This window comes from Flavobacterium sp. T50_26 (assembly GCF_057652995.1).
In genome coordinates this window covers 221,369-245,245 of record NZ_JBYFCC010000001.1, presented here as the reverse complement: position 1 = coordinate 245,245, position 23,877 = coordinate 221,369, and the positions used below count along the sequence as shown (strand labels likewise).

Genomic DNA, 23,877 nt, shown 5'->3' with positions numbered 1-23,877 from the left:
TCGAATTCGATTTAAAGAGTAAAGTGGTAAAACTTATTAACAAAGTGGTATTTTGTGGTAAATTGTGGTAAAATGTTTTTATATTTGCTATCAAACCATCAAAATTGTAACTCCTTGAATACCATTGTTGGAACATATGAATGTAAAGTCGATGCCAAAGGAAGACTGCTATTGCCTGCTCCTTTGAAAAAGCAGTTGGCTACGTCATTGCAAGATGGTTTTGTGTTGAAGCGATCTGTTTTTCAGCCGTGTTTGGAATTGTATCCAATGGCGGAATGGAATATTTTGATGAATAAAGTGAATAAACTTAATCGTTTCGTAAAAAAGAATAACGATTTCATCAGAAGATTTACCGCTGGTGTAAAAGTGGTTGAAATCGATGCGTTAGGTCGTTTATTGGTTCCAAAAGATTTAGTGGTTTTTGCCTCCATTTCCAAAGATATTGTGCTGTCTTCGGCTGTGAATATTGTGGAGATTTGGGATAAAGATTTATATGAAAAATCAATTGATGATGCAACAATCGATTTTGCTGATTTGGCAGAAGATGTAATGGGAAATGTTAATGATGATGACAATGGAATATCATAATCCGGTTTTGTTAAAAACATCCGTAGAGGGTTTGGCAATCAAGCCGGACGGAGTTTACGTAGATGTGACTTTTGGTGGTGGCGGACATTCAAAAGAAATTTTGAGTCAGCTAGGGCCGGATGGAAAATTATATGCTTTTGATCAGGATGAAGATGCACTAGCGAATGCTTTGCCGGATGAACGATTCAAATTGATTAATGAAAATTTTAGAAACATCAAACGCTATTTGCGATTTTATGGTGTGAAAGAAGTAGATGGAATCTTGGCAGATTTAGGTGTTTCGTCCCATCAATTTGATGTGGCAGAAAGAGGATTTTCTACCCGTTTTGATGCAGAATTAGATATGCGGATGAGTCAAAAAGGAGAGTTAAATGCTTTCATGGTTGTAAATGAATATGATGAAGCTACACTTAAAAAAGTATTTGCTGAATTTGGCGAATTATCCAATGCGGGTGCAATTGCCAACACAATTATAAATGCTAGAAAAGACATTCCAATCAAAAATACAGAGCAATTAAAACAGGTTCTTTCAAAATTTTTACCGGCTCACAAAAGCCATAAGATTTTGGCTCAGATTTATCAAGCTATCCGAATTGAGGTAAATCAAGAAATGGAAGTTCTAAAAGAATTCTTAGAACAATCATTAGATATTTTAAAGCCTGGCGGAAGATTAAGTGTGATTTCGTATCATTCTCTCGAAGACCGTTTGGTAAAAAGATTTATGAAAAACGGAATGTTTGAAGGCGAGCCGGAACGTGATTTCTTCGGAAATTATTCTGTGCCATTCAAATCCATCGGAAAGTTAATTATTCCTGATAATGCTGAAATTAAAATAAATAATAGAGCTCGTAGTGCCAAATTGCGAATTGCTGAAAAAAAGTAGATGAAAGCTGGAATATACGACATATTAAAAGCAAGATTTCTGGTCAATCAAGATGCGGTTAAAAATTGGCGATTTATCGTTTTTCTAATTGTATTGGCAATGATAATGATTGCAAATATTCATCATTACGAAAAAAAAATATTCAGAATTGTTGAATTAAATAAAGAAGTAAAAGAACTGCGTTCAGAATTTGTAGATCGTCGTTCAGAATTAATGAAATTAAAAATGGAAAGCACCATTTCTAAAAAAATGGAAGAAAAAGGAATATTTCCTTCCACAGTGCCTCCAACAAAAATAAAAGTGGTTAAGCCGAAAGAAAAAACATTAACAGAAAAAATATGGAAGTAACAGATAAACATATCTCTTACCGAATTTATTTGGTTGCCGTAGTCGTCTTTTTGATGGCTATTGGTGTTGCTGTTAAGTTAACCAATATTCAATGGGTTGAAGGAGAATATTACAGAAAGTTAGCCAAAGAACGAAGTGTGAAAAACTTCGTAATTCCTGCAAACAAAGGAAACATTTATTCTTCTGACGGAAGTTTATTAGCTACTTCTATCCCAAATTATAAAGTTCGTTTTGATGCCATGGCTCCCAAAAAAGAAGATTTCGATAAAAATCTTCAACCACTTTGCGATTCATTGTCAAAACTTTTAGGGAAGCCATCACAGTTTTATAAAACAGAATTTTTACGAGCGAGATCAACCAAAAACAGATACTATTTGGTAGCTAGAAATTTGAGCTATACCGAATACATGAAAATCAAAAGTTTTCCGCTGTTTAACAAAGGTGCTTATCGTGGCGGAATCATAACCGAGCAAAAAACGATTCGCGAGCATCCTATTGGGTTGGTGGCCGAGCGAACCATTGGTTATGAGCGAATCAGACCAAACGGAACTCCGGATGGAAAAGGAATCGAATGGGCGTTTAGAGATTATCTAAATGGTAAAGATGGGAAACGACTCATGCAAAAAATGGCAAAAGGTCAGTGGAAACCTATTCGCGACGAAAATGAAGTAGAACCACAAGATGGTTATGATATTATTTCAACCATCGATGTATATATTCAAGATATTGCTCATCACGCTTTGCTAAAGCAATTGGAATACTATGAAGCTGAGCACGGTTCTGTGGTTGTAATGGAAACTCACACCGGAGAAGTGAAAGCTATTTCAAACTTAGGAAGAGATAAAAATGGTCAATATAGCGAAACTGTAAATTATGCGGTTGCCGAATCACATGAGCCGGGTTCTACCTTTAAATTAATTGATTTAATTGCTCTTTTTGAAGATAAGGTAGCAGACACAAGCGATATTTATGATACTAAAGGTGGCGAAATATCATATTATAACAGAAAAGTGCGTGATTCTAAAAAAGGCGGTTACGGAAAAATTTCGTTGGGAAGAGGTTTTGAATTGTCATCCAATACGGTACTAGTTCAAGCTGTTTATAATAATTACAAAAGTAATCCGCAGAAGTTTGTTGATCATATCAAACGTATGAAATTACACCAACCACTTGGTTTGCAAATAAAAGGAGAAGGAAGGCCTATTGTTCCTCAACCAGGGGAAAAAAACTGGTACGGAACCACTTTACCTTGGATGGCTTACGGATATAATGTTTCGATGACACCACTTCAGACTTTGACTTTATACAATGCTGTGGCTAATAATGGTGAGATGGTCAAACCTTTATTCGTAAAAGAAATAAAAGAATGGAACAAAACCATCAAAAAGTTTGACAAAGAAGTGATTAATCCAAAAATCGCTTCGCAAGAAACAATCGACAAAATAAAGGCGATTTTAGAAAATGTAGTCAAAAAAGGAACCGGTTCTAAGCTATATTCCAAAGATTTTTCGATGGCCGGAAAAACAGGAACGGCTCAAATGGGTTATTCAGACAAGGCTAATTTGTATTATGCTTCATCATTCGTAGGTTATTTCCCCGCAGATAAACCAAAATATTCTTGCATTGTAGTGATTCATAAACCCAGCAAATCCAAAGGATATTATGGTGCAGATGTTTCCGGGCCGGTTTTTAAACGAATTGCTCAAAAGGTGTTTACTGATGTGCCATCCACCAATGAAATTAAAAATTTAGAAAAGAATATTCCAATACAAGATAAGAATTATGACACCTATTATACCAATTCATCCAAAGAAATCAAAACCATTCCAAATGTAAAAGGAATGTCCGGTATGGATGCATTGGCCTTATTAGAAAATTTGAAAATAAAAGTAAAAGTCATCGGGATCGGAAAAGTAAAAAAACAATCCATTCAACCCGGAGAACCATTACTAAAAAACAGCACAATTATATTAGAATTATCGTGATAACGCTAAAAGACATATTATATAAAGTAAGCATTGAAGCGGTAAAAGGTTCAACCGATGCCACAATCAATAAAATTGAATTTGATTCACGCAAAGTGGAATTGAATGATGTTTTTGTGGCCATTCGCGGAACAATTTCAAACGGACACGATTTTATCGAAAAAGCCCTTAATCAAGGTGCTGCTGTAATTGTTTGCGATACTTTTCCTGATATAATTGTTAATGGAGTAACATATATTCAAGTAAAAGATACCAATTTGGCATTAGCTTTCTTGGCTTCGAATTATTATGAAAATCCATCGCAAAACTTAAAATTGGTTGGAATTACCGGAACCAATGGCAAAACAACTATTGCTTCTTTGTTGTATCAATTATTCAAAAAAGCGGGTTATAAAGTAGGATTGCTTTCTACAGTAAAAATTTTGGTTGATGAAGAAGAGTTTCCTGCAACACATACAACTCCCGATTCATTGACTATTAATTATTATTTGTCAGAAATGAATAAAGCCGGTGTTGAATTCTGTTTTATGGAAGTCAGCTCACACGGAATTCATCAAAAAAGAACAGAAGGTTTGCTATTTTCCGGCGGAATTTTCACCAATTTATCGCACGATCATTTAGACTATCACAGTTCGTTTGCAGAATACCGTGATGTGAAAAAATCATTTTTTGATTATTTGCCAAAATCTGCCTTTGTATTAACGAATGTAGATGATAAAAACGGCAATTTGATGTTGCAAAACACAAAGGCTAAGAAATTAACCTATGCTCTAAAATCGTATGCCGATTACAAAGCTTCCATTTTAGAAAATCAGTTGAGCGGATTATTATTGAAAATAAACGGAAACGAAGTTTGGGTAAAATTAATAGGAACATTTAACGCCTATAATTTATTAGCAATTTATGGAACTGCTGTCGAATTAGGTTTGGATAGTTTAGAAGTTCTTCGATTATTATCAGAATTAGAAAGTGTTTCAGGACGTTTTCAATTCATCGTTTCAGATGATAAAATCACCGCCATTGTCGATTACGCTCACACACCCGATGCATTGGAAAATGTGTTGGGAACAATCAATGACATCCGAACCAAAAATGAACAATTAATCACAGTTGTTGGTTGCGGAGGAAATAGAGATAAAACCAAGCGTCCGATAATGGCCAATATTGCATCTACGCTAAGTAACAAAGTGATTTTGACCTCAGATAATCCTCGTGACGAAGATCCAACCGACATTTTAATGGACATGGAGAAAGGCGTTGAACCGCAAAATCATCGCAAAACATTATCCATTTTAGATAGAAAACAAGCTATTAAAGTAGCTTGCCAATTAGCAAAACCAAACGATATTATTCTGATTGCAGGAAAAGGTCATGAAACCTATCAGGAAATCAAAGGTGTTCGTCATCATTTTGACGACATGGAAACCGTAAAAGAACTATTAGACGAACGAAATCAATAGAACCGATATGCTGTATTATTTATTTGAATATTTAGACAAAACACTCGATGTTCCCGGAACAGGAGTTTTTCAGTACATTACATTTCGTTCAGGTTTAGCGGTTCTTTTGTCGCTTTTACTTTCAACGATTTACGGAAAAAGAATTATCAATTTTCTAAGAAATCAGCAAGTTGGTGAAACAGTTCGAGAGCTCGGTTTAGAAGGTCAAACACAAAAAGCAGGAACACCAACAATGGGTGGACTTATCATCATTATGGCTACGTTGATTCCTGTTCTATTATTGGCAAGACTTGACAATATTTATATCATTTTGTTGATTGTAACCACATTATGGATGGGAACAATCGGTTTTATTGACGATTATATCAAAATTTTCAAAAAAGATAAACAAGGTTTAAAAGGAAAATTTAAAGTTATTGGTCAGGTTGGTTTGGGTTTAATCGTGGGTTCTGTATTGTATTTCAATCCGGGTGTTACCGTTCGAAAAGATACGCAGTTAACCAATGTTCAAACTACAACACAAACGGTCATAAATCCTGCATCTTTAGAAGAAAAGTCAACAGCAACTACAATTCCGTTTTTCAAAAATAACGAATTTGATTATGCCGATTTGTTGTCATTTTTAGGTGATGGTTACGAATCTTGGGCTTGGTTAATTTTTATTCCGATAGTGATTTTTATCATCACAGCCGTTTCAAACGGAGCCAATTTAACCGATGGAATCGATGGTCTGGCAGCCGGGACATCCGCTATTTCAGTGCTTACTTTAGGCATTTTTACATTCGTTTCCGGTAATATCATTTTTTCTAATTATCTGAATATCATGTACATCCCCAATTCCGGTGAAATGACGGTGTTTATTTCCGCATTTGTGGGATCGCTTATTGGATTTTTATGGTACAACAGTTATCCGGCAGCCGTTTTTATGGGCGATACAGGAAGTTTAACAATAGGCGGAATTATTGCAGTAATTGCCATCGCCATTCGAAAAGAATTGCTAATTCCTGTTATCTGCGGGATTTTCTTAGCCGAAAATTTATCGGTAGTGTTGCAAGTCAGCTACTTTAAATATACCAAAAAGAAATTTGGCGAAGGAAGACGAATTTTTCTCATGTCGCCCTTGCACCATCATTACCAGAAAAAAGGCTATCACGAAAGTAAGATTGTAACCCGATTCTGGATTGTAGGCATATTGTTAGCCATTTTATCAATCGTAACCTTAAAACTAAGATAATGCGATTGGTTGTGTTGGGAGGAGGAGAAAGTGGGGTAGGAACCGCCATTTTAGGAAAGAAAAAGGGATATGATGTTTTTCTATCCGATTTTGGAAAAATAAAAGATAATTACAAAGAAGTTCTGATGCTTAATGGTATTGCTTGGGAAGACGAAAAGCACACCGAAGACCTAATTCTGAATGCAGATGTGGTAATGAAAAGTCCAGGAATTCCTGATAAAGTGGCAATTGTCAAGAAATTGAAAGAAATGCAAATTCCGGTGATTTCAGAAATTGAATTTGCCGCTCAATTTACAGACGCTATCACCATCGGAATTACAGGTAGTAATGGAAAAACAACCACAACAATGCTCACGTATCATCTGCTAAAATCAGGTGGTTTAAGTGTGGGATTAGCTGGAAATATAGGAAAGAGTTTTGCATGGCAAGTGGCTGATGAGGATTTTGATGTGTATGTGTTAGAATTGAGTAGTTTTCAGTTAGATGGAATCATTAATTATAAACCGCATATCGCCATTCTCACAAATATAAGCCCTGATCATTTGGACAGATATGAATATAAGTATGAAAACTATATCGCTTCAAAATTTAGAATAACAATGAATCAAACCGAAGATGATTATTTGATTTACGATGCAGATGATGAAGCAACAACAAATTGGTTAAAAAACAACAAAACAAAAGCACAATTAATTCCATTTTCGCTTAAACAAAAGTACCAAATGGGAGGATTTATAAACAACGACACTATGGAAATGTACATCAACGAAGAAGAATTTACAATGGAAACCAAAACAATGGCTTTGGAAGGCAAACACAACATGAAAAACGCAATGGCAGCAACTTCTGTGGCTCAACTGATGCGAATCAGAAAACAGACCATCAGAGAAAGTTTGTCCAATTTTCAAGGTGTTGAACATCGTTTGGAGCGTGTGTTGAAAATTCAAAATGTACAATACATCAATGATAGCAAAGCAACGAATGTAAATGCTACATTTTTTGCTCTAGACAGCATGTCAACACCAACCGTTTGGATTGTGGGTGGCGTTGATAAAGGAAATGATTATTCAGAATTAATGTCGATGGTTCGCGAAAAAGTAAAAGCCATTATTTGTTTAGGTGTTGATAATAAAAAAATAATTGATGCTTTTGGTAATGTTGTCGATGTTATGGTGGAAGTAACCTCCATGAGTGATGCCGTTCGAACAGCCCAACATTTAACCGAAAAAGGTGATACCGTTTTATTATCACCAGCTTGTGCGAGTTTCGATTTATTCGAAAATTACGAAGACAGAGGAAGACAATTTAAACAAGCAGTTCGGAATTTGTAGGAAGATGGAAGATGGAAGATAGGAGATGGAAGAAAGAAGTTGAATTAGAATAACGAATTTTTTGTCATTTCGCAAGATGACGAAGTCGAAATAGAAATCTCCTGCGAAGCAGGCAGTATTCAACAATAAATTAATAAAAATGTTAGTACTAATAAAAAGTTTAAGAGGAGATAAAGTCATTTGGGCATTAATAGCTCTATTGGCTCTGTTTTCGTTTATGCCGGTTTTTAGTGCGAGTAGCAATTTGGCCTATGCCGGAAAAGGAACAGGAAATACCGTAAGTTACTTGATTAAACATCTTGTACACGTAGCTCTCGGATTTTTCATTATATACCGAATTCACAAAATTCCTTATCATTATTTTAGAAGTATTTCGAGAATTTTATTGCCATTTATTTGGCTATTACTTGCCTATACATTATTTAAAGGAACAGTAATTGCAGGTGCAAACGCAAGTAGATGGATTCAAGTGCCGTTTGTTGGAATTTCGTTTCAACCTTCCACATTTGCATTTATTGTGTTGATGATTTTTGTGGCTCGTTACTTATCCAAAACCAGAGAAGAACCACTCACATTCAAATCGTCATTTATTGATTTATGGCTTCCGGTTGGAATCACGTTGATGTTTATTCTTCCTGCCAACTTTTCCACAGCGGCATTGATTTTTGCAATGGTTTTAATGTTGGTTTTCGTTGGAAAGTATCCATTAAAATATATAGGAGCAGTGTTGGGAATCGGAATCGTGTCTTTTGCCTTTTTTATTCTGATAGCAAAAGCTTTTCCAAACCCTTTAACAACTCGTGTTAATACATGGGAATCTCGTATCGAACGATTTTTTAATGATGATGTCCAAGATCCGGACGAAGTATATCAAATTGAAAGAGCCAAAACTGCTATCGCAACCGGTGGAGTTTATGGATTAGGACCGGGAAAAAGCGTTCAGAAAAACTTTTTGCCACAATCTTCTTCCGACTTTATTTATGCCATTATTGTCGAAGAATTCGGATTAGCCGGCGGATTAGCAATTCTGGGGATTTATCTTTTACTGTTTATTAGAATTGTAATAGCAGCTCACAAAGCTACTACCTTATTCGGAAAATTAGTCGTCGTCGGACTCGGTTTTCCAATCGTGTTTCAAGCAATGATTAATATGGGAGTTGCGGTAGAATTATTACCCACAACCGGACAAACGTTACCGCTAATCAGTAGTGGAGGAAGTTCAATTTGGGTTACGTGTTTAGCATTGGGAATCATCATCAACGTAACCAAAAAAGAAGAAGAAATTGCTGCCGAAAATAAAGAAAAAGCCATGCGAGATGCAGCTCTTCAAAAAATGATTGATAAACAATTGAAGGAAGATGAAGAAGCTTTGATAAAATCTGAAGATGAAAAAGACGAAGATTATTCTATCGAAGATAATCCAATGAATGCAGTTTTAAACAAAAGTTAAGATGAGCAGTTTTAAATTCATATTAAGTGGTGGCGGAACCGGTGGACATATCTACCCGGCGATTGCTATTGCCAATGAATTGAAAGCTCAATTTCCAGATTGCGAAATTTTGTTTGTTGGTGCAAAAGATAAAATGGAAATGCAAAAAGTGCCACAAGCCGGATATCCAATAAAAGGGTTGTGGATTGCGGGTTTACAACGAAAATTGACCTTGCAAAATTTAATGTTTCCCGTAAAAGTCATTGATAGTTTAATAAAGTCAAGACGTATCATAAAAGCATTCAAACCGGATGTTGTTATAGGAACCGGAGGCTTTGCTTCAGGACCTTTATTGCGTGCGGCTTCTGTCATGAATATTCCAATTGTGGTGCAAGAGCAAAACTCTTTCCCGGGAATTACCAATAAAATTTTAAGCAAAAGAGCTTCTGTGATTTGTGTGGCGTATGATAATTTAGAACGCTTTTTTCCTAAAAATAAAATAAAATTAACAGGAAATCCTGTTCGTGAAGATTTGATTTCTATTGATAATAAACGACTGGATGCGTTGACTTACTTCGCCTTAGACGCAACAAAAAAGACCTTGTTGGTTTTGGGTGGAAGTTTAGGCTCAAGAAGAATCAATCAACTTATTGCTAAAGAATTGGATTTTATAACCAATCAGAATATACAAGTGATTTGGCAATGTGGTAAACTCTATTTTGACGAGTACAGCCATTTTAATGAAAAGCCCAATGTAAAAGTTGTTTCGTTTATTGACAGAATGGATTTGGTTTATGCGGCGGCAGATATCATTATTTCCCGTGCGGGAGCTTCATCAGTTTCGGAACTTTGTTTAGTGGGAAAACCGGTCATTTTCATTCCGTCTCCCAACGTAGCAGAAGATCATCAAACCAAAAATGCAAAAGCAATTGTAGATAAAAATGGAGCAATTTTGTTAAAAGAAAGTGAGTTGGACGGAAAATTTCAACCTGTTTTTTCTCATTTAATTGACGATGAAGATCATCAAATAGAATTAGGTAATCAAATCAGGAAATTGGCTAAACCCAATGCAACACAAGATATAGTTAAAGAAATTAGTAAACTAATAAAGAAATAAAGAAGACTTTGTGTCTTTTAGCCTTTGTGGCAAAAAAAAATATGAATCTAAATCAAATCCATAACGTTTATTTCATCGGAATCGGAGGAATCGGAATGAGTGCTCTTGCTCGTTATTTTAGCTTTTTAGGAAAAGAAATTGCCGGCTACGATAAAACAGAAACCGAACTTACCAAAGAATTGGAAGCGATTGGAATGAAGATTCATTTTGATGATACTATCGATAAAATTCCATCAACTTTTGATAAGGAAAACACATTAGTTATCATAACACCAGCTGTTCCGACTTCGCATAGCGAGTGGAATTTCTTCAAAGAAAAAGGCTATGTTATCAAAAAAAGAGCAGAAGTGTTAGGAATCATTACCAAAGACACGTATTGTTTTGCGGTAGCTGGAACACACGGGAAAACAACAACTTCCAGTATTTTGGGACATGTTTTGTATGAATGTGGTGTGGATGTCACTGCTTTTTTAGGCGGAATTGTAGAAAATTATAATTCCAACTTAATTGGAAATGGAAAAACAGTAACTGTGGTGGAAGCCGATGAATTTGATCGTTCTTTTCTTCACCTTCATCCAAACATGGCGTGCGTAACCTCAATGGATGCCGATCATTTGGACATTTATGGAAATTCTGATGAAATTGAAGCAACTTTTGTAGAATTTGCAGACAAAGTGGAAGATAAAAAATTGCTTTTCACTCCAAAAAGTTTACCACTCAAAGGAATGAAAATTGCCATCGATGAGGAAGCCGATTTTACTGCTTTCAACATCAGAATAGAAAATAGTGCTTATGTTTTTGATGTAAAAACACCATCGGAAACAATTAAAAATATACATTTCAATTTGCCGGGAAGACACAATTTAATGAATGCTCTCATGGCTTTGGCAATGGCAAAAACATATGGATCCCCAACCGAAGGTATTGCCAGAGCTTTGAGTACATTCAACGGAATTAAACGTAGGTTTTCCTATCAAATTAAAACAGAAAAATTGGTTTTTATTGATGATTATGCTCATCATCCTACTGAGATAAATGCGGTTCACCAAGCCGTTAGTGAATTGTATCCCCAACAAAAAGTGTTGGCTGTTTTTCAACCGCATTTGTTCAGTAGAACGAAAGATTTTGCAGATGATTTCGCTAAAAGTCTTTCTCAATTTGATGAAATTATTTTATTAGATATTTATCCTGCCAGAGAACTTCCTATGGAAGGAATTACCTCACAATGGCTATTGTCTAAAATCGATAATCCAACGAAAAAATTAGTACCAAAAAATAATTTAATAGAAACAGTTTTAGCCTCAGATGCAACCGTAATTGTAACCATCGGAGCAGGTGATATTGGCGAATTAGTTAAACCGATAAAAGAGCGATTAAATGAAAAAGTATTTTAACTGGACAAATTTGCGTTTAGTGCTGATGGTCATGCTTTTGGCTTTTTTATATTCATTTACATCCAAAAGAAATGACAACAGAAAATTACAAAATGCAACTGTTGAATTTCAAGATGGCGAGCAACTTTTTGTAACACATGAAACGGTTAATAAATTGTTAATAGAAAATAAAAAAGATGCTTCCAGTATACGGAAAGTTACGTTAGATTTGAATGATTTGGAAAATACCATCAATCAACACGACATGGTTGAAAAAGCCGAAGTTTTTGTGAGTGTAGATGGTCATTTAAAAGCAGTTGTCAAGCAGAAGACACCAGTTGCTAGAATATTTGAAGGTAATGGTTCGTATTATATTGATTATAAAGGAACTAAAATGCCGTTGTCAGCTATTCACACTGCTCGTGTTCCGCTTGTTTCGGGGGGGATAAACGACAAAAACAGAGAAGATTTAAACGAATTATTTCGAATGATTCATGACGATGAGTTTTTGAAAAAAAATATCATTGGTATTCAAGTTTTGCCCTCGGGTAGCTTGAAAATGAAGAACAGAAATTTTGATTATGATATTGATTTTGGAAAAACCATCAACATGGAAAAGAAATTTAGGAATTATAAAGCCTTTTTTCAAAAAGCAGTTCAAGATAGTTCCATACATGGTTACCAACTAATTAATCTGAAGTTCACGCAACAGGTAGTTTGCACAAAATAGAAGCACATGAAAAATGAAAACATCGCAGTAGGTTTAGACATTGGTACCACAAAAATTGTGGCCATGATTGGTCGTAAAAACGAGTATGGCAAACTCGAAATCTTAGGTGTGGGAAAATCCAAAAGTTTGGGTGTTCACAGAGGAGTGGTTAACAATATTACGCAAACTATTCAGTCCATCCAAACGGCTATTGCAGAAGCAGAAGAAAATTCGGGCTACATGATCAAAGACGTTGTGGTGGGTATTGCGGGTCAACATATCCGTAGCATTCAACACAGCGACTACATCAGCCGTAGCAATCCGGAAGAAGTAATTTGCGACAAAGACATTGAGCAATTGATTAATCAAGTTCACAAATTGGCTATGTTGCCTGGTGAAGAAATTATTCATGTGTTGCCACAAGAATTCAAAATCGACGGTCAAGCAGAAATCAAAGAACCTATCGGAATGTATGGCGGAAGATTAGAAAGCAGTTTTCATGTAGTAGTTGGTCATGCCGCTTCCATCAGAAACGTGGGCCGATGCATTCAAAGTGCCGGAATTGAATTGTCTGGCTTAACCTTAGAACCACTTGCTTCGTCTGATGCAGTTTTAAGTCAAGAAGAAAAAGAAGCCGGAGTAGCCTTGATTGATATTGGTGGTGGAACAACCGATTTGGCGATTTTTAAAGATGGAATAATCCGTCACACAGCTGTAATTCCTTTCGGTGGAAATGTGATTACCGATGATATCAAAGAAGGATGTTCAATCATCGAAAAGCAAGCCGAATTACTAAAAGTAAAATTCGGATCAGCTTGGCCTGGAGAAAATAAAGACAATGAAATTGTTTCTATTCCGGGATTAAGAGGTCGTGAACCAAAAGAAATTTCACTTAAAAATCTTTCAAAAATAATTAACGCTCGTGTGGTCGAAATTATTGAGCAAGTTTTTGATGAAATTAAATCGTATGGGTGTGATGATCCAAAAAAGAAACTAATTGCCGGAATTGTTTTAACCGGAGGAGGTTCGCAATTAAAACACATCAAACAATTGGTAGAATATATCACAGGAATGGACACCAGAATTGGCTATCCAAACGAACATTTAGCCGGAAATTCCGACGAAGAAATGTCAAGTCCGTTATATGCTACCGCAGTGGGATTAATGATGAATAGCATCAACAACAACACCAAGAGTGCCATTTTGATGTCAGAAATGGAACAATCAATTCCAAAAGGAGTAACCGTTGAAGAACCAAGAATTGAGTCTGTTGCCGAAACCCCAAAAGCAGCAGAACCAAAAACTGAAAGTACAGAGAGTAAAATCAAACGTTCTTTCTTTGATAAATATGTAGAAAAGATAAAAGAATTTTTAGATAATGCAGAATAGAACCTAGTTCTGCACGATTAAGAAATTTAGAATGAATTAGAAAAACCAAGTAGTATGACAAGCAACTCAGATTTTGGAAACATCTCATTTGATTTACCAAAAAATCAATCAAATGTAATTAAAGTAATTGGTGTTGGCGGAGGCGGAAGCAACGCCATCAACCACATGTTCAAGCAAGGGATTAAAGGAGTAGATTTTGTGGTTTGTAACACCGACTCACAAGCACTCCAAAACAGCCCTGTACCTAATAAAATTCAGTTGGGTGTAAACCTTACCGAAGGTTTGGGTGCCGGAGCAAACCCGGAAGTAGGTCAACAGTCTGCCATAGAAAGTATGGAAGACATTGATAAATTATTGGATAGCAACACCAAAATGATTTTCATTACCGCAGGAATGGGTGGTGGAACCGGAACAGGTGCAGCTCCTGTAATTGCTCAAATGGCCAAAGATAAAGATATTTTAACGGTGGGAATTGTTACGATTCCGTTTCAGTTTGAAGGTAAAGTTCGTTCCGAACAAGCAATGTCCGGTGTAGAACGTTTGCGTAAACAAGTTGATTCTCTTATCGTTATCAACAATAATAAATTAAGAGAAGTATATGGAAATCTTGGTTTTAAAGCCGGATTTTCTAAAGCAGACGAAGTGTTAGCTACAGCTTCTCGCGGAATTGCAGAAGTTATTACGCACCACTACACGCAAAACATCGATTTAAAAGATGCAAAAACTGTGTTGTCAAACAGTGGAACGGCTATCATGGGTTCTGCCGTTGCCGAAGGTGAAAACAGAGCCAAAGAAGCTATCGTTTCTGCGTTGGATTCACCGTTATTAAATGACAATAAAATTACAGGAGCCAAAAACGTATTGTTGCTTATCGTTTCTGGTTCAACCGAAATTACGATTGACGAAATTGGTGAAATTAACGACCACATTCAAAACGAAGCAGGTCATAATGCCAATATCATCATGGGGGTTGGTGAAGATGATTCATTAGGAGATTCTATCGCCGTGACAATCATTGCTACGGGTTTTAATGTGGAACAGCAAAAAGAGATTGTGAATGCTGAGCCTAAAAAAATAATTCATTCGTTAGAAGAGAATCAAACCAATACGATCGACTTGAGTCAAAAAATTGTGGCTCCGATTTTAGATGTTGCCATTGAAAAAGAGACACCAAAAGCTACTACAGAAGACAAAATTGTTTTTGAATTAATTGAAGAATTAGAAGTTGTTGAACCTAAAATGGTTTCCGAATTAATTCCAACAACCGATTTAATCAAAAATATCGATGTTGCGTATGAAATCGTTTCACCTTTTTCAGAAAACCATTTGTTTGCTACAACACCGGAAGTTCGAGAAATTATCGTAAAAGAGCCTGAATTTGTGATTGTTGAAAAAGAACAAGTAACCTTATCTTTTGACTTGTCAATTGAAAAAAAGGTTGAAGCAGAAGTAGAAAAAACAGTTCTATTTGAATTGGATCCGATTGCTACCAACGAAATTATTGTGAATGAACCAAAACAGGTAATTCCAATGACAGAAGTGAATGAAACCGGCGTGGTACGTTATTCCTTAGAAGAATATATGGAAGTTGAATCGGAATTGCTGAATTCTAAACCAATCGTAAATGTGGTAGAAGAACCGGTTAATGAAGAAATGAATATTACTATGAAAAAAGTGGAAACACCTTCAGCATTCACACCTTCATTTGATGAAATCAATCCAACAGCAGAATTAACCATCGAAGAAACGTTGAAAATGCGTGCCGATGAACGTAGAAAAAAATTAAAAGAATTCAATTATAAGTTTCATAACAATTCTTCTCGTTTAGATGAGATGGAAAAAGTGCCGGCTTACAAAAGAATGGGAGTGGATTTACCAACAAATTCACCTTTAAATAATCAATCCAGAACATCGTTGGGAACAGATAGTAATAACGATACTCAATTGAGATCAAATAATTCTTTTCTGCACGATAATGTGGATTAACTAACTCAAACAAATCCTTTTTAGCCCGAAAATCAGAACATGGTTTTCGGGTTATTTTTTTTATCTTTGCAGGCCGTTAAGAATTAATTTTAAAGGATAATTTAAAAATAGATAGATATGAGTTTGCAAAGCCAAATCAATGACGAAATTAAAAACGCTATGCGTGCCAAAGATACAATCGCTTTAGAATCATTACGTGCCGTAAAATCAGCTATTTTGTTAGCATTAACAGAAGGTGGTGCAAAAGATGAATTGTCTCAAGATGATGAAATTAAATTATTACAGCGATTGGTTAAACAACGCAAAGACAGTGCAGCAATTTATGTAGAACAAGGACGACCGGATTTGGCGGACCCAGAAGTTCAACAAGCAGTTATTATCGAAAAGTTTTTGCCAAAACAATTATCTGAAGCAGAAGTGGAAGCTGTTGTGTCTCAAATCATTGCAGACAACGGATTTTCAGGAATGGCTTCTATGGGTCAGTTAATGGGAATCGCATCCAAACAATTGGCAGGAAGTGCAGACGGAAAAACAATTTCAACAATTGTAAAAAAGCTTTTAGCATAACATAATTTATTGTAGATTCGCACTCTCAAAATAAAACGGCCTCGTAGTTCAACTGAATAGAATATCAGATTTCGGCTCTGAGGGTTACAGGTTTGAATCCTGTCGAGGTCACGAATGAATACAACCAATAAAAAAATACGCCAAGTTTACTTGAGCGTATTTTTTTATTGGTTGTATTCTCAAAGCGGAGCTTTGTCAGGATGGACGTAGTCAATCCTGATTCGTGCGTTCCTTGAGCGTATTTTTTTATTGGTTGTATTCTCAAAGCGGAGCTTTGCAAGGATGGACGTAGTCAATCCTGAATCGTGCGTTCACTTGAGCGTATTTTTTTTAGTCGGTATTTTCAAAGTGGAACTTCGTCATGAAAGTCGAAATAAATCCTATCTAAGGAAATTACAATAAACATAAAATTTAATCCAATCAAACTTTGATTATCTCTTTTTTTATAAATTTTTTTAAGATAATTATTTCTGAATCATTTAAATGTATATTTTTACTACACTAATCATAAATAAAACAATAAACAAAATGAAAAAAGTTATTATCGTAGCCGCAATCTTTGTTTCTACTATGCTCAATGCACAGGACATGAAAGTTATCAAAGGAGATTTCGGAGTTTTGAAAGGACAAAAAGAAGTAAATGTTGAATTCGACTTTTCTAAGTTAACCTTAATGAAAGAAGAGATGTCAGAGGCACAATATGTTGAAGAACGTGCTAAGGATTTGAATGAAAAAAACAAAGGAGTTGGTGATATTTGGAAAAAGAAATGGGAATCAAGTAAAGAATTGATTTGGAAACCAAAATTTTTAGAATTAATAAATGTTGTACTTTCTAAAGACAAAAAAGATTTAACTTTTCAAGAAGGATTAACTTCTACAAAATATACATTAATTGTAGAAGCGGTATGGATTTACCCAGGATGGGATGTAGCGATGATGAAAAAACCTGCAAAAGTAACTACCTTGATAAAGTTAGTTGAAACAGATAATAAATCAAATGTTTTACTTGAATTATCAAGCAAGGAAGCTCCTGGAGATCAATGGGGAAGCAATTTTAGTAACGAAAGTAGAATTGGAGAAGGTTTTGCTAAAACAGGAAAATCTGTAGCAAAAATGATTCTTAAAAAAATATAAGTAAAAAAAGTTGAAATTAAAAAGCCGTTGAAATTTTTGTTTCAACGGCTTTTTTCGTTTTATAAATTTCTTCTTAAGCTTCCCTCTCCATATTAATCATGTGAGCCATATTCTTAATCACATTATCATGTTTTTTAACAAACGGGTTGGTTTCATCCCAAACATATCCCGCCAAAACAGCACATATTTTTCTTTTCACATCCGGGTTTTCCGGTTGATGGAAGAATAAAGTTTGCAAATTACCAGTGTACCATTCTTTCACATAAGTAGTAAATACTCCGATACCTTTTTTCATATATCCTGTGAATTCAGTTTCCCAATCAACGGTTTCACCTTTAAATTCTTTGTGAATTAATTTTGCAGCCAAAATACCGGATTCTGTAGCAAAAGCAACTCCCGAAGAAAAAACAGGATCTAAAAATTCAGAACTATTGCCGGTTAATGCAAAACCATCACCGTACATTTTTTTTACTGAACGTGAATAGTTTTCCAATTTTACTGGTTCAAACAAGAAATCTACATTTCCAAAACGTTTGATGTAATAGTCAGATAATTGAATGGCATTTCGCAAAGCTTCAGCATTACTTTTATCGGATAAAGAGTTAACGAATGAAGTTGGACCAACTACACCAAGACTCGTATTTCCATTCGAAAACGGAATTACCCACAACCAAACTTCCGTTTCTAAAATATCAAAAGAAATCAATGTTCCTTCTTCGCCTTCCGGACGATTCACATCTTTCACATGTGTAAAAATAGAAGAATGAGGGTCTAATTTCGACGGAGTATCCAAGTCTAATAATCTTGGTAAAACTCTTCCGTAACCACTAGAATCAATAATGAATTTTGCTTTTATTTCTTTTAAATTTCCATCTTTATCTTTGATAACTGTTGTTGAATTTTTTCCTTCAAATGAAACAGAAATCACTTCACTTTCAAATTCTAAATCAATCCCTTTTTTAAGGACTTCTTGTGCCAAAGTATTGTCAAAATCTGCTCTAGGTACTTGCCAAGTCCAATCCCAACCTTCAGAATACTTTTCACTAAAATCAAATACACAAATTTCTTCACCACGAATAAAACGAGCTCCTAATTTTTTTTCAAAATTCATGGCGTCTAAAGCAGGAAATAATCCAACTTCATCAAAATGGTCCATCACTCTGGGAATCAAACTTTCACCAACAACTAATCGGGGAAATTTTGTTTTTTCAACAACTTTCACCGAAACACCATTATTATATAGATAGGAGGCCGAAACACACCCCGACGGTCCAGCTCCAATTACCAAAACATCTACTGATTCTGTTGTCATTATTTCTTTTTTTTGTATTTTAGAATATAGTATCTTTGTCGTTCAAATGTAATTACATTCCCATTAAATTAAAAATAAATTCATAAAAAAATTAGTAAATTAAAATAACTATAATGAGTGTCATTGGAGAGTATTTAGACTTGGAACAATTTGTGTCCATCGTTTTTAAAAATGATAAAGCTGAAATAAGTGAAAAAGTTTTAGAAAGAGTAAAAGAAAGTTATAGTTTTTTAAAAGAGTTTGCTCAAAATAAAGTGATTTATGGCGTAAATACAGGTTTTGGACCAATGGCTCAATACCGTATTAAAAAAGAAGATCAAATTCAGTTGCAATATAATTTGATTAGAAGTCACTCTTCCGGTATTGGAAAACCCTTAAATCCATTTTTTGTAAAATCAGCTATTTTAGCCAGGCTAAATACACTTTCATTAGGAAATTCAGGTGTTCATCCTTCTGTAATTCATTTGATGAAAGAATTTATCAACCGCGATATAACACCCTTGATTTTTGAACATGGTGGCGTTGGAGCAAGTGGCGATTTAGTCCAATTAGCACATTTGGCGTTGGTTTTAATTGGTGAAGGCGAAGTGTTTTACAAAGGCGAAAGAATGGCAACGCAAGAGGTTTTTAAAATTGAAAATCTTCAACCCATTCAAGTTGAAATTCGCGAGGGATTAGCGTTAATGAACGGAACTTCGGTGATGACAGGAATTGGCGTTGTGAATGTTTTTCACGCTCAAAAATTAATCGATTGGGCTGTAAAATGTTCATGTGCAATTAATGAAATTGTTTCTGCGTATGATGATCATTTGTCTGCCGAATTAAATGAAACTAAACTTCATTTTGGTCAACAGGAAATTGCCAAAATAATGCGAAATAACCTAAAAGATAGTCAACTCATCCGAAAAAGAGAAGATCATTTGTATTCGGGTGAAAATAATGAAGATGTTTTTAAAGAAAAAGTACAAGAATATTATTCATTACGTTGTGTGCCGCAAATTTTAGGTCCGGTTTTAGATACCGTAAAATCTGTTGCTTCTGTCTTAGAAAAAGAAATAAATTCTGCCAATGATAACCCGATTGTTGATGTAAAAAACAAGCATGTTTATCATGGTGGTAATTTTCATGGCGATTATATTTCCCTTGAAATGGATAAGTTAAAACTTGTAATTACGAAATTAACAATGCTGTCTGAAAGACAATTAAATTATCTTTTGAATTCAAAATTAAACGAAATTTTGCCTCCTTTCGTAAATTTAGGTACCTTAGGCTTCAATTTCGGAATGCAGGGAGTTCAATTTACAGCCACATCAACAACAGCAGAAAACCAAATGTTGTCTAATCCAATGTATGTGCACAGTATTCCTAATAATAATGATAATCAGGATATTGTTAGTATGGGAACCAATGCAGCGGTGATTACTGGCAAAGTAATTGAAAATGCATTTGAAGTGTTAGCCATCGAAATCATAACGATTGTTCAGGCAATTGATGCGTTGGGATATGATGATAAAGTTTCTTCGATTACAAAGAAATTATATGATGATGTGCGTGAAATTATACCGGAATTCAAGGAAGATCAAGTGATGTATCCGTACATTCAAAAAGTGAAAGAATATTTAATGTCAATATAAGTTAGTACTAACCAAAACATTTATAAACATGAAAAAGCTTACTCTTTTAGTAGTGTTGTTTGTTCAGTTCGTAACAGCACAAGAATTTGCCTTAGTAAAACAAGGTGACAAATTCGGTTATATTTCCAAAACCGGAGAATATGCTATATTACCAAAATTTAAAGACGCCAAAAATTTTTCAGATGGATTGGCTGCCGCTTTAGACAACGGGAATTGGGGTTTTATCAATTCAAAAGGAGATTGGGTAATTCCGGCTACTTTCACAAAAGTAAAGTATTTTAACAGTGGTTTGTGTTTGGTTGAAAAGGAAAAAAGATGGTTCTATATCGATAAAACCGGTAAAGAAGTACAAATGCCTGCTTCAGAAAAATTATATGATTTTGAAGACGGTGTAGCATTCATCCGTCAAGGTGAAAATGTAGGTTTGATTAATCCAAAAGGTGAAGTGATTTTACAACCAAAATACCAAGTGATTAAATCTTTCGAAGGAAACTACGCCCGAGTGAAGAACAACGAAAAATGGGGAATTATTGATAAATCCGGCAAAGAAGTTGTAAATGCAGAATATGACGAAATTGGAAATTATCACAAAAACACAACTTGGGCCAGAAAAGGCGAAGCGTTTGGATTAGTGAAAGTAAATACATTCAAACAAGTGGAAGGAGCCGATAAAATTTGGGATTTCCATTCTGATGATTTAACCTACGCCAGAAAAAATAAAAAAATGGGTTTTATTAATTTGGATGGTAATTGGGTTATCGAACCAAAATTTGAGAAAGTTAGAGCTTTTTCAAAATCATTAGCTCCTGTTTTTGACGGAAAAAAATGGGGATTTATCAATGCAAAAGGCGATTATATTGTTCAACCAATTTATGATGATGCCGAAGTTTTTTCCGCCGATGGTTTAGCTGCTGTAAAATCAAAAGATTGGGGTTTCATTGATACAACCGGAAAATTAGTAATTCCAACAAATTATCAAATAACCGCTGTTGGTTTTAGTATGTTTAATAGTGATGACAAGGGATTCGTAAACGGATTGGCAAGAGTAAAAGCAAACAAAAAATGGTGTTTTCTAAAATCGGATGGTTCAATTTTAGGAAATCAATATTTTGATAACGCCGAACTTTTTCAAAAATAAAATAGAATAAACAATTACAATTATAATATGAAGTGTGCATTAGTAACCGGTGGTTCAAGAGGAATTGGAAGTGCTATTTGTCAAAAATTAGCAGAAGAAAGTAATTACCACATTCTCATCAATTACCAAAGTAATAAAGAAGCTGCCGAAAAAACGCTTCAGGAAGTAATCAACAAAGGAGCAACCGGAGAAATTATTCAATTTAATGTTTCCGATGCTCAAGCAGTTACCGCTGCTTTATCAGATTGGCAGGAAAAAAATTCGGAAGCCATCGTAGAAGTTATCGTAAACAATGCCGGAATCACAAAAGATGGTCTTTTTATGTGGATGACACACGACGATTGGAGCAATGTGGTAAACACTAGTTTAAACGGGTTTTTCAATGTTACGAACTTCTTTATCCAAAAAATGCTTCGCAATAAATATGGTCGAATTGTAAATATGGCATCAGTTTCCGGTGTAAAAGGAACTGCCGGACAAACCAATTATTCTGCCGCAAAAGGAGCAATCGTTGCCGCTACAAAAGCATTAGCTCAGGAAGTTGCTAAACGAAATATCACCGTAAATGCAGTAGCTCCTGGATTCATTCGAACTGATATGACAAGTTCGCTTGACGAAAGTGAATTAATAAAATTAGTTCCAGCCAATCGTTTTGGTGAAGCAGAAGAAGTGGCCGATTTAGTGAGTTTTTTAGTTTCTAAAAAAGCAGGATACATTACAGGTGAAGTAATTAATATTAATGGTGGGATATATTCTTAACTAAAATAAGAATGGATAGAAGAGTAGTTATTACCGGAATGGGAATTTATTCCTGCATTGGAACTTCGTTAGACGAAGTGAAACAATCACTCTATGAAGGCAAATCAGGAATTGTTTTTGATCAAGAAAGAAAAGATTTTGGATTTCGTTCAGCCTTAACCGGAAAAGTGCCAAGACCAGACTTGAAAGCTTTGCTCACGCGAAGACAGCGAATCAGCATAGGTGAAGAAACCGAATATGCCTACATGGCAACCATCGAAGCCTTGCGAAATGCAAATATTGATGATAGCTTTTTTGATACAAACGAAGTAGGAATTCTCTACGGAAACGATAGTGTTTCAATGGCAATTATTGAAGCAACCGATATTATTCGAGAAAAAAAAGACACTACTTTAATTGGTTCAGGTGCAATTTTTAAATCGATGAATTCTACAGTAACGATGAATTTATCAACGATTTTTAGATTGCGTGGAATCAATTTAACCGTAAGTGCAGCTTGTGCAAGCGGTTCGCATTCAATTGGATTAGGTTATCACTTAATAAAAAGTGGTTTACAAGACACAATTATTTGCGGTGGAGCTCAAGAAATAAATAAATATGCTATGTCGAGTTTTGATGGATTAGGTGTTTTTTCTCTTGACGAAGCAAATCCAACCAAAGCATCCAGACCATTTGATGCTTCTCGCGATGGTTTAGTGCCAAGTGGTGGAGGTGCAACTTTAATATTAGAAAGTTATGAGTCTGCCGTAAAACGTGGTGCTCCAATCATTGCCGAAGTAATTGGTTACGGATTTTCATCCAATGGAGGTCATATTTCAACTCCTAATGTTGAAGGACCTTCCACAGCAATGAAACGTGCGATGGAACAAGCAAACGTTACACCGGATCAAATTGATTACATCAATGCTCACGCTACTTCTACACCCGTTGGTGATGGAAATGAAGCCAAAGCAATTTTTGAAATTTTTGGAGAAAATAACACCCCGGTTAGTTCTACAAAATCAATGACAGGCCACGAATGTTGGATGGCTGGAGCTAGTGAAGTAATCTATTCTATCCTCATGATGCAACATTCTTTTATTGCCCCAAATATCAATTTTGAAAATCCTGATGAAGATTCTGCAAAATTAAATATTGTGAAAAGTACAATAAATTCAAAAATTAATATATTTTTGTCGAATTCCTTCGGATTCGGGGGAACAAATTCAGCACTTGTAGTAAAAAAAGTATAATTTTAAAAAATGAATAAAGCAGATATTATTGAAACTATCAATGGTTTCTTAGTAGAGGAGTTTGAGGTAGATGGAGATACAATTTCTCCCGAAGCTAATTTAAAAGACACACTTGGATTAGATAGTTTGGATTATGTTGATTTAGTGGTTACTATCGAATCTAATTTTGGTGTAAAGCTAGGCGAAGCAGACTTTGTGGGAATTGCTACCTTTCAAAACTTTTATGATTTAATTGAAAATAAGATTAAAGTAAAAGAAAAAGTATAACC

General features: G+C 35.1%; 21 protein-coding genes and 1 tRNA gene. 21 read left to right on the top strand and 1 reads right to left on the bottom strand.

The annotated features are described in order from the left end of the window. Positions 1 to 114: 114 nt before the first annotated feature. The 16 genes from mraZ to AC23MC_RS00995 all read left to right on the top strand — a co-directional run bounded on the left by mraZ (position 115) and on the right by AC23MC_RS00995 (position 17,533). Positions 115 to 588: a division/cell wall cluster transcriptional repressor MraZ gene (gene mraZ, locus AC23MC_RS01070; protein WP_487566399.1), complete on the top strand. Its 474-nt coding sequence runs from the start codon at positions 115 to 117 to the stop codon at positions 586 to 588. After that, the gene (gene rsmH / locus AC23MC_RS01065) at positions 563 to 1,471 is read left to right on the top strand and encodes a 16S rRNA (cytosine(1402)-N(4))-methyltransferase RsmH (RefSeq protein WP_487566602.1); all 909 of its coding nucleotides are present in this window, start codon (positions 563 to 565) and stop codon (positions 1,469 to 1,471) included. Before mraZ ends, rsmH begins: the two co-directional genes overlap by 26 nt. After that, positions 1,472 to 1,819 carry an FtsL-like putative cell division protein gene (locus AC23MC_RS01060; RefSeq protein WP_487566400.1) on the top strand — a complete coding sequence of 116 codons (348 nt, stop codon included), beginning with the start codon at positions 1,472 to 1,474 and terminating at the stop codon, positions 1,817 to 1,819. After that, complete coding sequence (locus AC23MC_RS01055) at positions 1,810 to 3,804, top strand: penicillin-binding protein (RefSeq protein WP_487566401.1); 1,995 nt, start codon at positions 1,810 to 1,812, stop codon at positions 3,802 to 3,804. The genes AC23MC_RS01060 and AC23MC_RS01055 overlap by 10 nt, the downstream gene beginning before the upstream one ends. Next, the gene (locus AC23MC_RS01050) at positions 3,801 to 5,264 is read left to right on the top strand and encodes a UDP-N-acetylmuramoyl-L-alanyl-D-glutamate--2,6-diaminopimelate ligase (RefSeq protein WP_487566402.1); all 1,464 of its coding nucleotides are present in this window, start codon (positions 3,801 to 3,803) and stop codon (positions 5,262 to 5,264) included. The genes AC23MC_RS01055 and AC23MC_RS01050 overlap by 4 nt, the downstream gene beginning before the upstream one ends. Positions 5,265 to 5,271: 7 nt before the next feature. Beyond that, complete coding sequence (gene mraY / locus AC23MC_RS01045; RefSeq protein WP_487566403.1) at positions 5,272 to 6,498, top strand: phospho-N-acetylmuramoyl-pentapeptide-transferase; 1,227 nt, start codon at positions 5,272 to 5,274, stop codon at positions 6,496 to 6,498. After that, positions 6,498 to 7,829 (top strand): UDP-N-acetylmuramoyl-L-alanine--D-glutamate ligase, encoded by a 1,332-nt coding sequence (gene murD, locus AC23MC_RS01040; protein ID WP_487566404.1) that lies wholly within the window; start codon positions 6,498 to 6,500, stop codon positions 7,827 to 7,829. The genes mraY and murD overlap by 1 nt, the downstream gene beginning before the upstream one ends. Before the next feature lie 139 nt (positions 7,830 to 7,968). After that, positions 7,969 to 9,279 carry an FtsW/RodA/SpoVE family cell cycle protein gene (locus AC23MC_RS01035; protein WP_487566405.1) on the top strand — a complete coding sequence of 437 codons (1,311 nt, stop codon included), beginning with the start codon at positions 7,969 to 7,971 and terminating at the stop codon, positions 9,277 to 9,279. 1 nt (position 9,280) lies between these two features. After that, positions 9,281 to 10,375 (top strand): undecaprenyldiphospho-muramoylpentapeptide beta-N-acetylglucosaminyltransferase, encoded by a 1,095-nt coding sequence (gene murG, locus AC23MC_RS01030; protein WP_487566406.1) that lies wholly within the window; start codon positions 9,281 to 9,283, stop codon positions 10,373 to 10,375. A 41-nt stretch (positions 10,376 to 10,416) separates the two neighbouring features. Further along, on the top strand, positions 10,417 to 11,769 hold the full coding sequence (gene murC / locus AC23MC_RS01025; RefSeq protein ID WP_487566407.1) for a UDP-N-acetylmuramate--L-alanine ligase: 1,353 nt from the start codon (positions 10,417 to 10,419) through the stop codon (positions 11,767 to 11,769). After that, entirely contained in the window at positions 11,753 to 12,478 is a 726-nt protein-coding gene (locus AC23MC_RS01020) for a cell division protein FtsQ/DivIB (protein ID WP_487566408.1), read from the top strand. Before murC ends, AC23MC_RS01020 begins: the two co-directional genes overlap by 17 nt. Positions 12,479 to 12,484: 6 nt before the next feature. Continuing rightward, positions 12,485 to 13,846, top strand: a complete 1,362-nt coding sequence (ftsA, locus tag AC23MC_RS01015) for a cell division protein FtsA (protein ID WP_487566409.1) — start codon at positions 12,485 to 12,487, stop codon at positions 13,844 to 13,846. 54 nt (positions 13,847 to 13,900) lie between these two features. Continuing rightward, positions 13,901 to 15,832 carry a cell division protein FtsZ gene (gene ftsZ / locus AC23MC_RS01010; RefSeq protein WP_487566410.1) on the top strand — a complete coding sequence of 644 codons (1,932 nt, stop codon included), beginning with the start codon at positions 13,901 to 13,903 and terminating at the stop codon, positions 15,830 to 15,832. A 117-nt stretch (positions 15,833 to 15,949) separates the two neighbouring features. Further along, positions 15,950 to 16,399, top strand: a complete 450-nt coding sequence (locus AC23MC_RS01005; protein WP_487566411.1) for a GatB/YqeY domain-containing protein — start codon at positions 15,950 to 15,952, stop codon at positions 16,397 to 16,399. A gap of 37 nt (positions 16,400 to 16,436) precedes the next feature. After that, a tRNA-Arg gene (locus tag AC23MC_RS01000) sits at positions 16,437 to 16,510 on the top strand. Positions 16,511 to 16,927: 417 nt separating this feature from the next. After that, positions 16,928 to 17,533 (top strand): hypothetical protein, encoded by a 606-nt coding sequence (locus AC23MC_RS00995; protein WP_487566412.1) that lies wholly within the window; start codon positions 16,928 to 16,930, stop codon positions 17,531 to 17,533. Between the two features lie 73 nt (positions 17,534 to 17,606). On the opposite strand, the gene AC23MC_RS00990 is transcribed toward AC23MC_RS00995, so the two are convergent. Next, complete coding sequence (locus AC23MC_RS00990; protein ID WP_487566413.1) at positions 17,607 to 18,845, bottom strand: NAD(P)/FAD-dependent oxidoreductase; 1,239 nt, start codon at positions 18,843 to 18,845, stop codon at positions 17,607 to 17,609. 113 nt (positions 18,846 to 18,958) lie between these two features. Here AC23MC_RS00990 and flxA point away from each other — a divergent pair, with 113 nt between their 5' ends. From flxA to AC23MC_RS00965, 5 genes are read left to right on the top strand one after another with little or no spacing between them, the layout of a single operon-like run. Next, positions 18,959 to 20,479 carry a flexirubin biosynthesis tyrosine ammonia-lyase FlxA gene (gene flxA / locus AC23MC_RS00985; RefSeq protein ID WP_487566414.1) on the top strand — a complete coding sequence of 507 codons (1,521 nt, stop codon included), beginning with the start codon at positions 18,959 to 18,961 and terminating at the stop codon, positions 20,477 to 20,479. A 28-nt stretch (positions 20,480 to 20,507) separates the two neighbouring features. Continuing rightward, positions 20,508 to 21,617, top strand: a complete 1,110-nt coding sequence (locus AC23MC_RS00980) for a WG repeat-containing protein (RefSeq protein ID WP_487566415.1) — start codon at positions 20,508 to 20,510, stop codon at positions 21,615 to 21,617. Positions 21,618 to 21,644: 27 nt separating this feature from the next. Continuing rightward, complete coding sequence (flxB, locus tag AC23MC_RS00975; protein WP_487566416.1) at positions 21,645 to 22,376, top strand: flexirubin biosynthesis SDR family reductase FlxB; 732 nt, start codon at positions 21,645 to 21,647, stop codon at positions 22,374 to 22,376. An 11-nt stretch (positions 22,377 to 22,387) separates the two neighbouring features. Beyond that, positions 22,388 to 23,608, top strand: coding sequence for a beta-ketoacyl-[acyl-carrier-protein] synthase family protein (locus tag AC23MC_RS00970; protein ID WP_487566417.1), 1,221 nt, complete (start codon positions 22,388 to 22,390; stop codon positions 23,606 to 23,608). 9 nt (positions 23,609 to 23,617) lie between these two features. After that, the gene (locus AC23MC_RS00965) at positions 23,618 to 23,875 is read left to right on the top strand and encodes an acyl carrier protein (protein ID WP_248435461.1); all 258 of its coding nucleotides are present in this window, start codon (positions 23,618 to 23,620) and stop codon (positions 23,873 to 23,875) included. The last annotated feature ends 2 nt before the right edge of the window (positions 23,876 to 23,877 follow it).

Bases quoted from the DNA above. Each gene is read 5' to 3' on its own strand.
- rsmH (WP_487566602.1), top strand. From the start codon at position 563: ATGATGATGACAATGGAATATCATAATCCGGTTTTGTTAAAAACATCC.
- AC23MC_RS01060 (WP_487566400.1), top strand. From the start codon at position 1,472: ATGAAAGCTGGAATATACGACATATTAAAAGCAAGATTTCTGGTCAAT.
- AC23MC_RS01055 (WP_487566401.1), top strand. From the start codon at position 1,810: ATGGAAGTAACAGATAAACATATCTCTTACCGAATTTATTTGGTTGCC.
- mraY (WP_487566403.1), top strand. From the start codon at position 5,272: ATGCTGTATTATTTATTTGAATATTTAGACAAAACACTCGATGTTCCC.
- murD (WP_487566404.1), top strand. From the start codon at position 6,498: ATGCGATTGGTTGTGTTGGGAGGAGGAGAAAGTGGGGTAGGAACCGCC.
- AC23MC_RS01035 (WP_487566405.1), top strand. From the start codon at position 7,969: ATGTTAGTACTAATAAAAAGTTTAAGAGGAGATAAAGTCATTTGGGCA.
- murG (WP_487566406.1), top strand. From the start codon at position 9,281: ATGAGCAGTTTTAAATTCATATTAAGTGGTGGCGGAACCGGTGGACAT.
- murC (WP_487566407.1), top strand. From the start codon at position 10,417: ATGAATCTAAATCAAATCCATAACGTTTATTTCATCGGAATCGGAGGA.
- AC23MC_RS01020 (WP_487566408.1), top strand. From the start codon at position 11,753: ATGAAAAAGTATTTTAACTGGACAAATTTGCGTTTAGTGCTGATGGTC.
- ftsA (WP_487566409.1), top strand. From the start codon at position 12,485: ATGAAAAATGAAAACATCGCAGTAGGTTTAGACATTGGTACCACAAAA.
- ftsZ (WP_487566410.1), top strand. From the start codon at position 13,901: ATGACAAGCAACTCAGATTTTGGAAACATCTCATTTGATTTACCAAAA.
- AC23MC_RS01005 (WP_487566411.1), top strand. From the start codon at position 15,950: ATGAGTTTGCAAAGCCAAATCAATGACGAAATTAAAAACGCTATGCGT.
- AC23MC_RS00995 (WP_487566412.1), top strand. From the start codon at position 16,928: ATGAAAAAAGTTATTATCGTAGCCGCAATCTTTGTTTCTACTATGCTC.
- AC23MC_RS00990 (WP_487566413.1), bottom strand. From the start codon at position 18,845: ATGACAACAGAATCAGTAGATGTTTTGGTAATTGGAGCTGGACCGTCG.
- flxA (WP_487566414.1), top strand. From the start codon at position 18,959: ATGAGTGTCATTGGAGAGTATTTAGACTTGGAACAATTTGTGTCCATC.
- AC23MC_RS00980 (WP_487566415.1), top strand. From the start codon at position 20,508: ATGAAAAAGCTTACTCTTTTAGTAGTGTTGTTTGTTCAGTTCGTAACA.
- flxB (WP_487566416.1), top strand. From the start codon at position 21,645: ATGAAGTGTGCATTAGTAACCGGTGGTTCAAGAGGAATTGGAAGTGCT.
- AC23MC_RS00970 (WP_487566417.1), top strand. From the start codon at position 22,388: ATGGATAGAAGAGTAGTTATTACCGGAATGGGAATTTATTCCTGCATT.
- AC23MC_RS00965 (WP_248435461.1), top strand. From the start codon at position 23,618: ATGAATAAAGCAGATATTATTGAAACTATCAATGGTTTCTTAGTAGAG.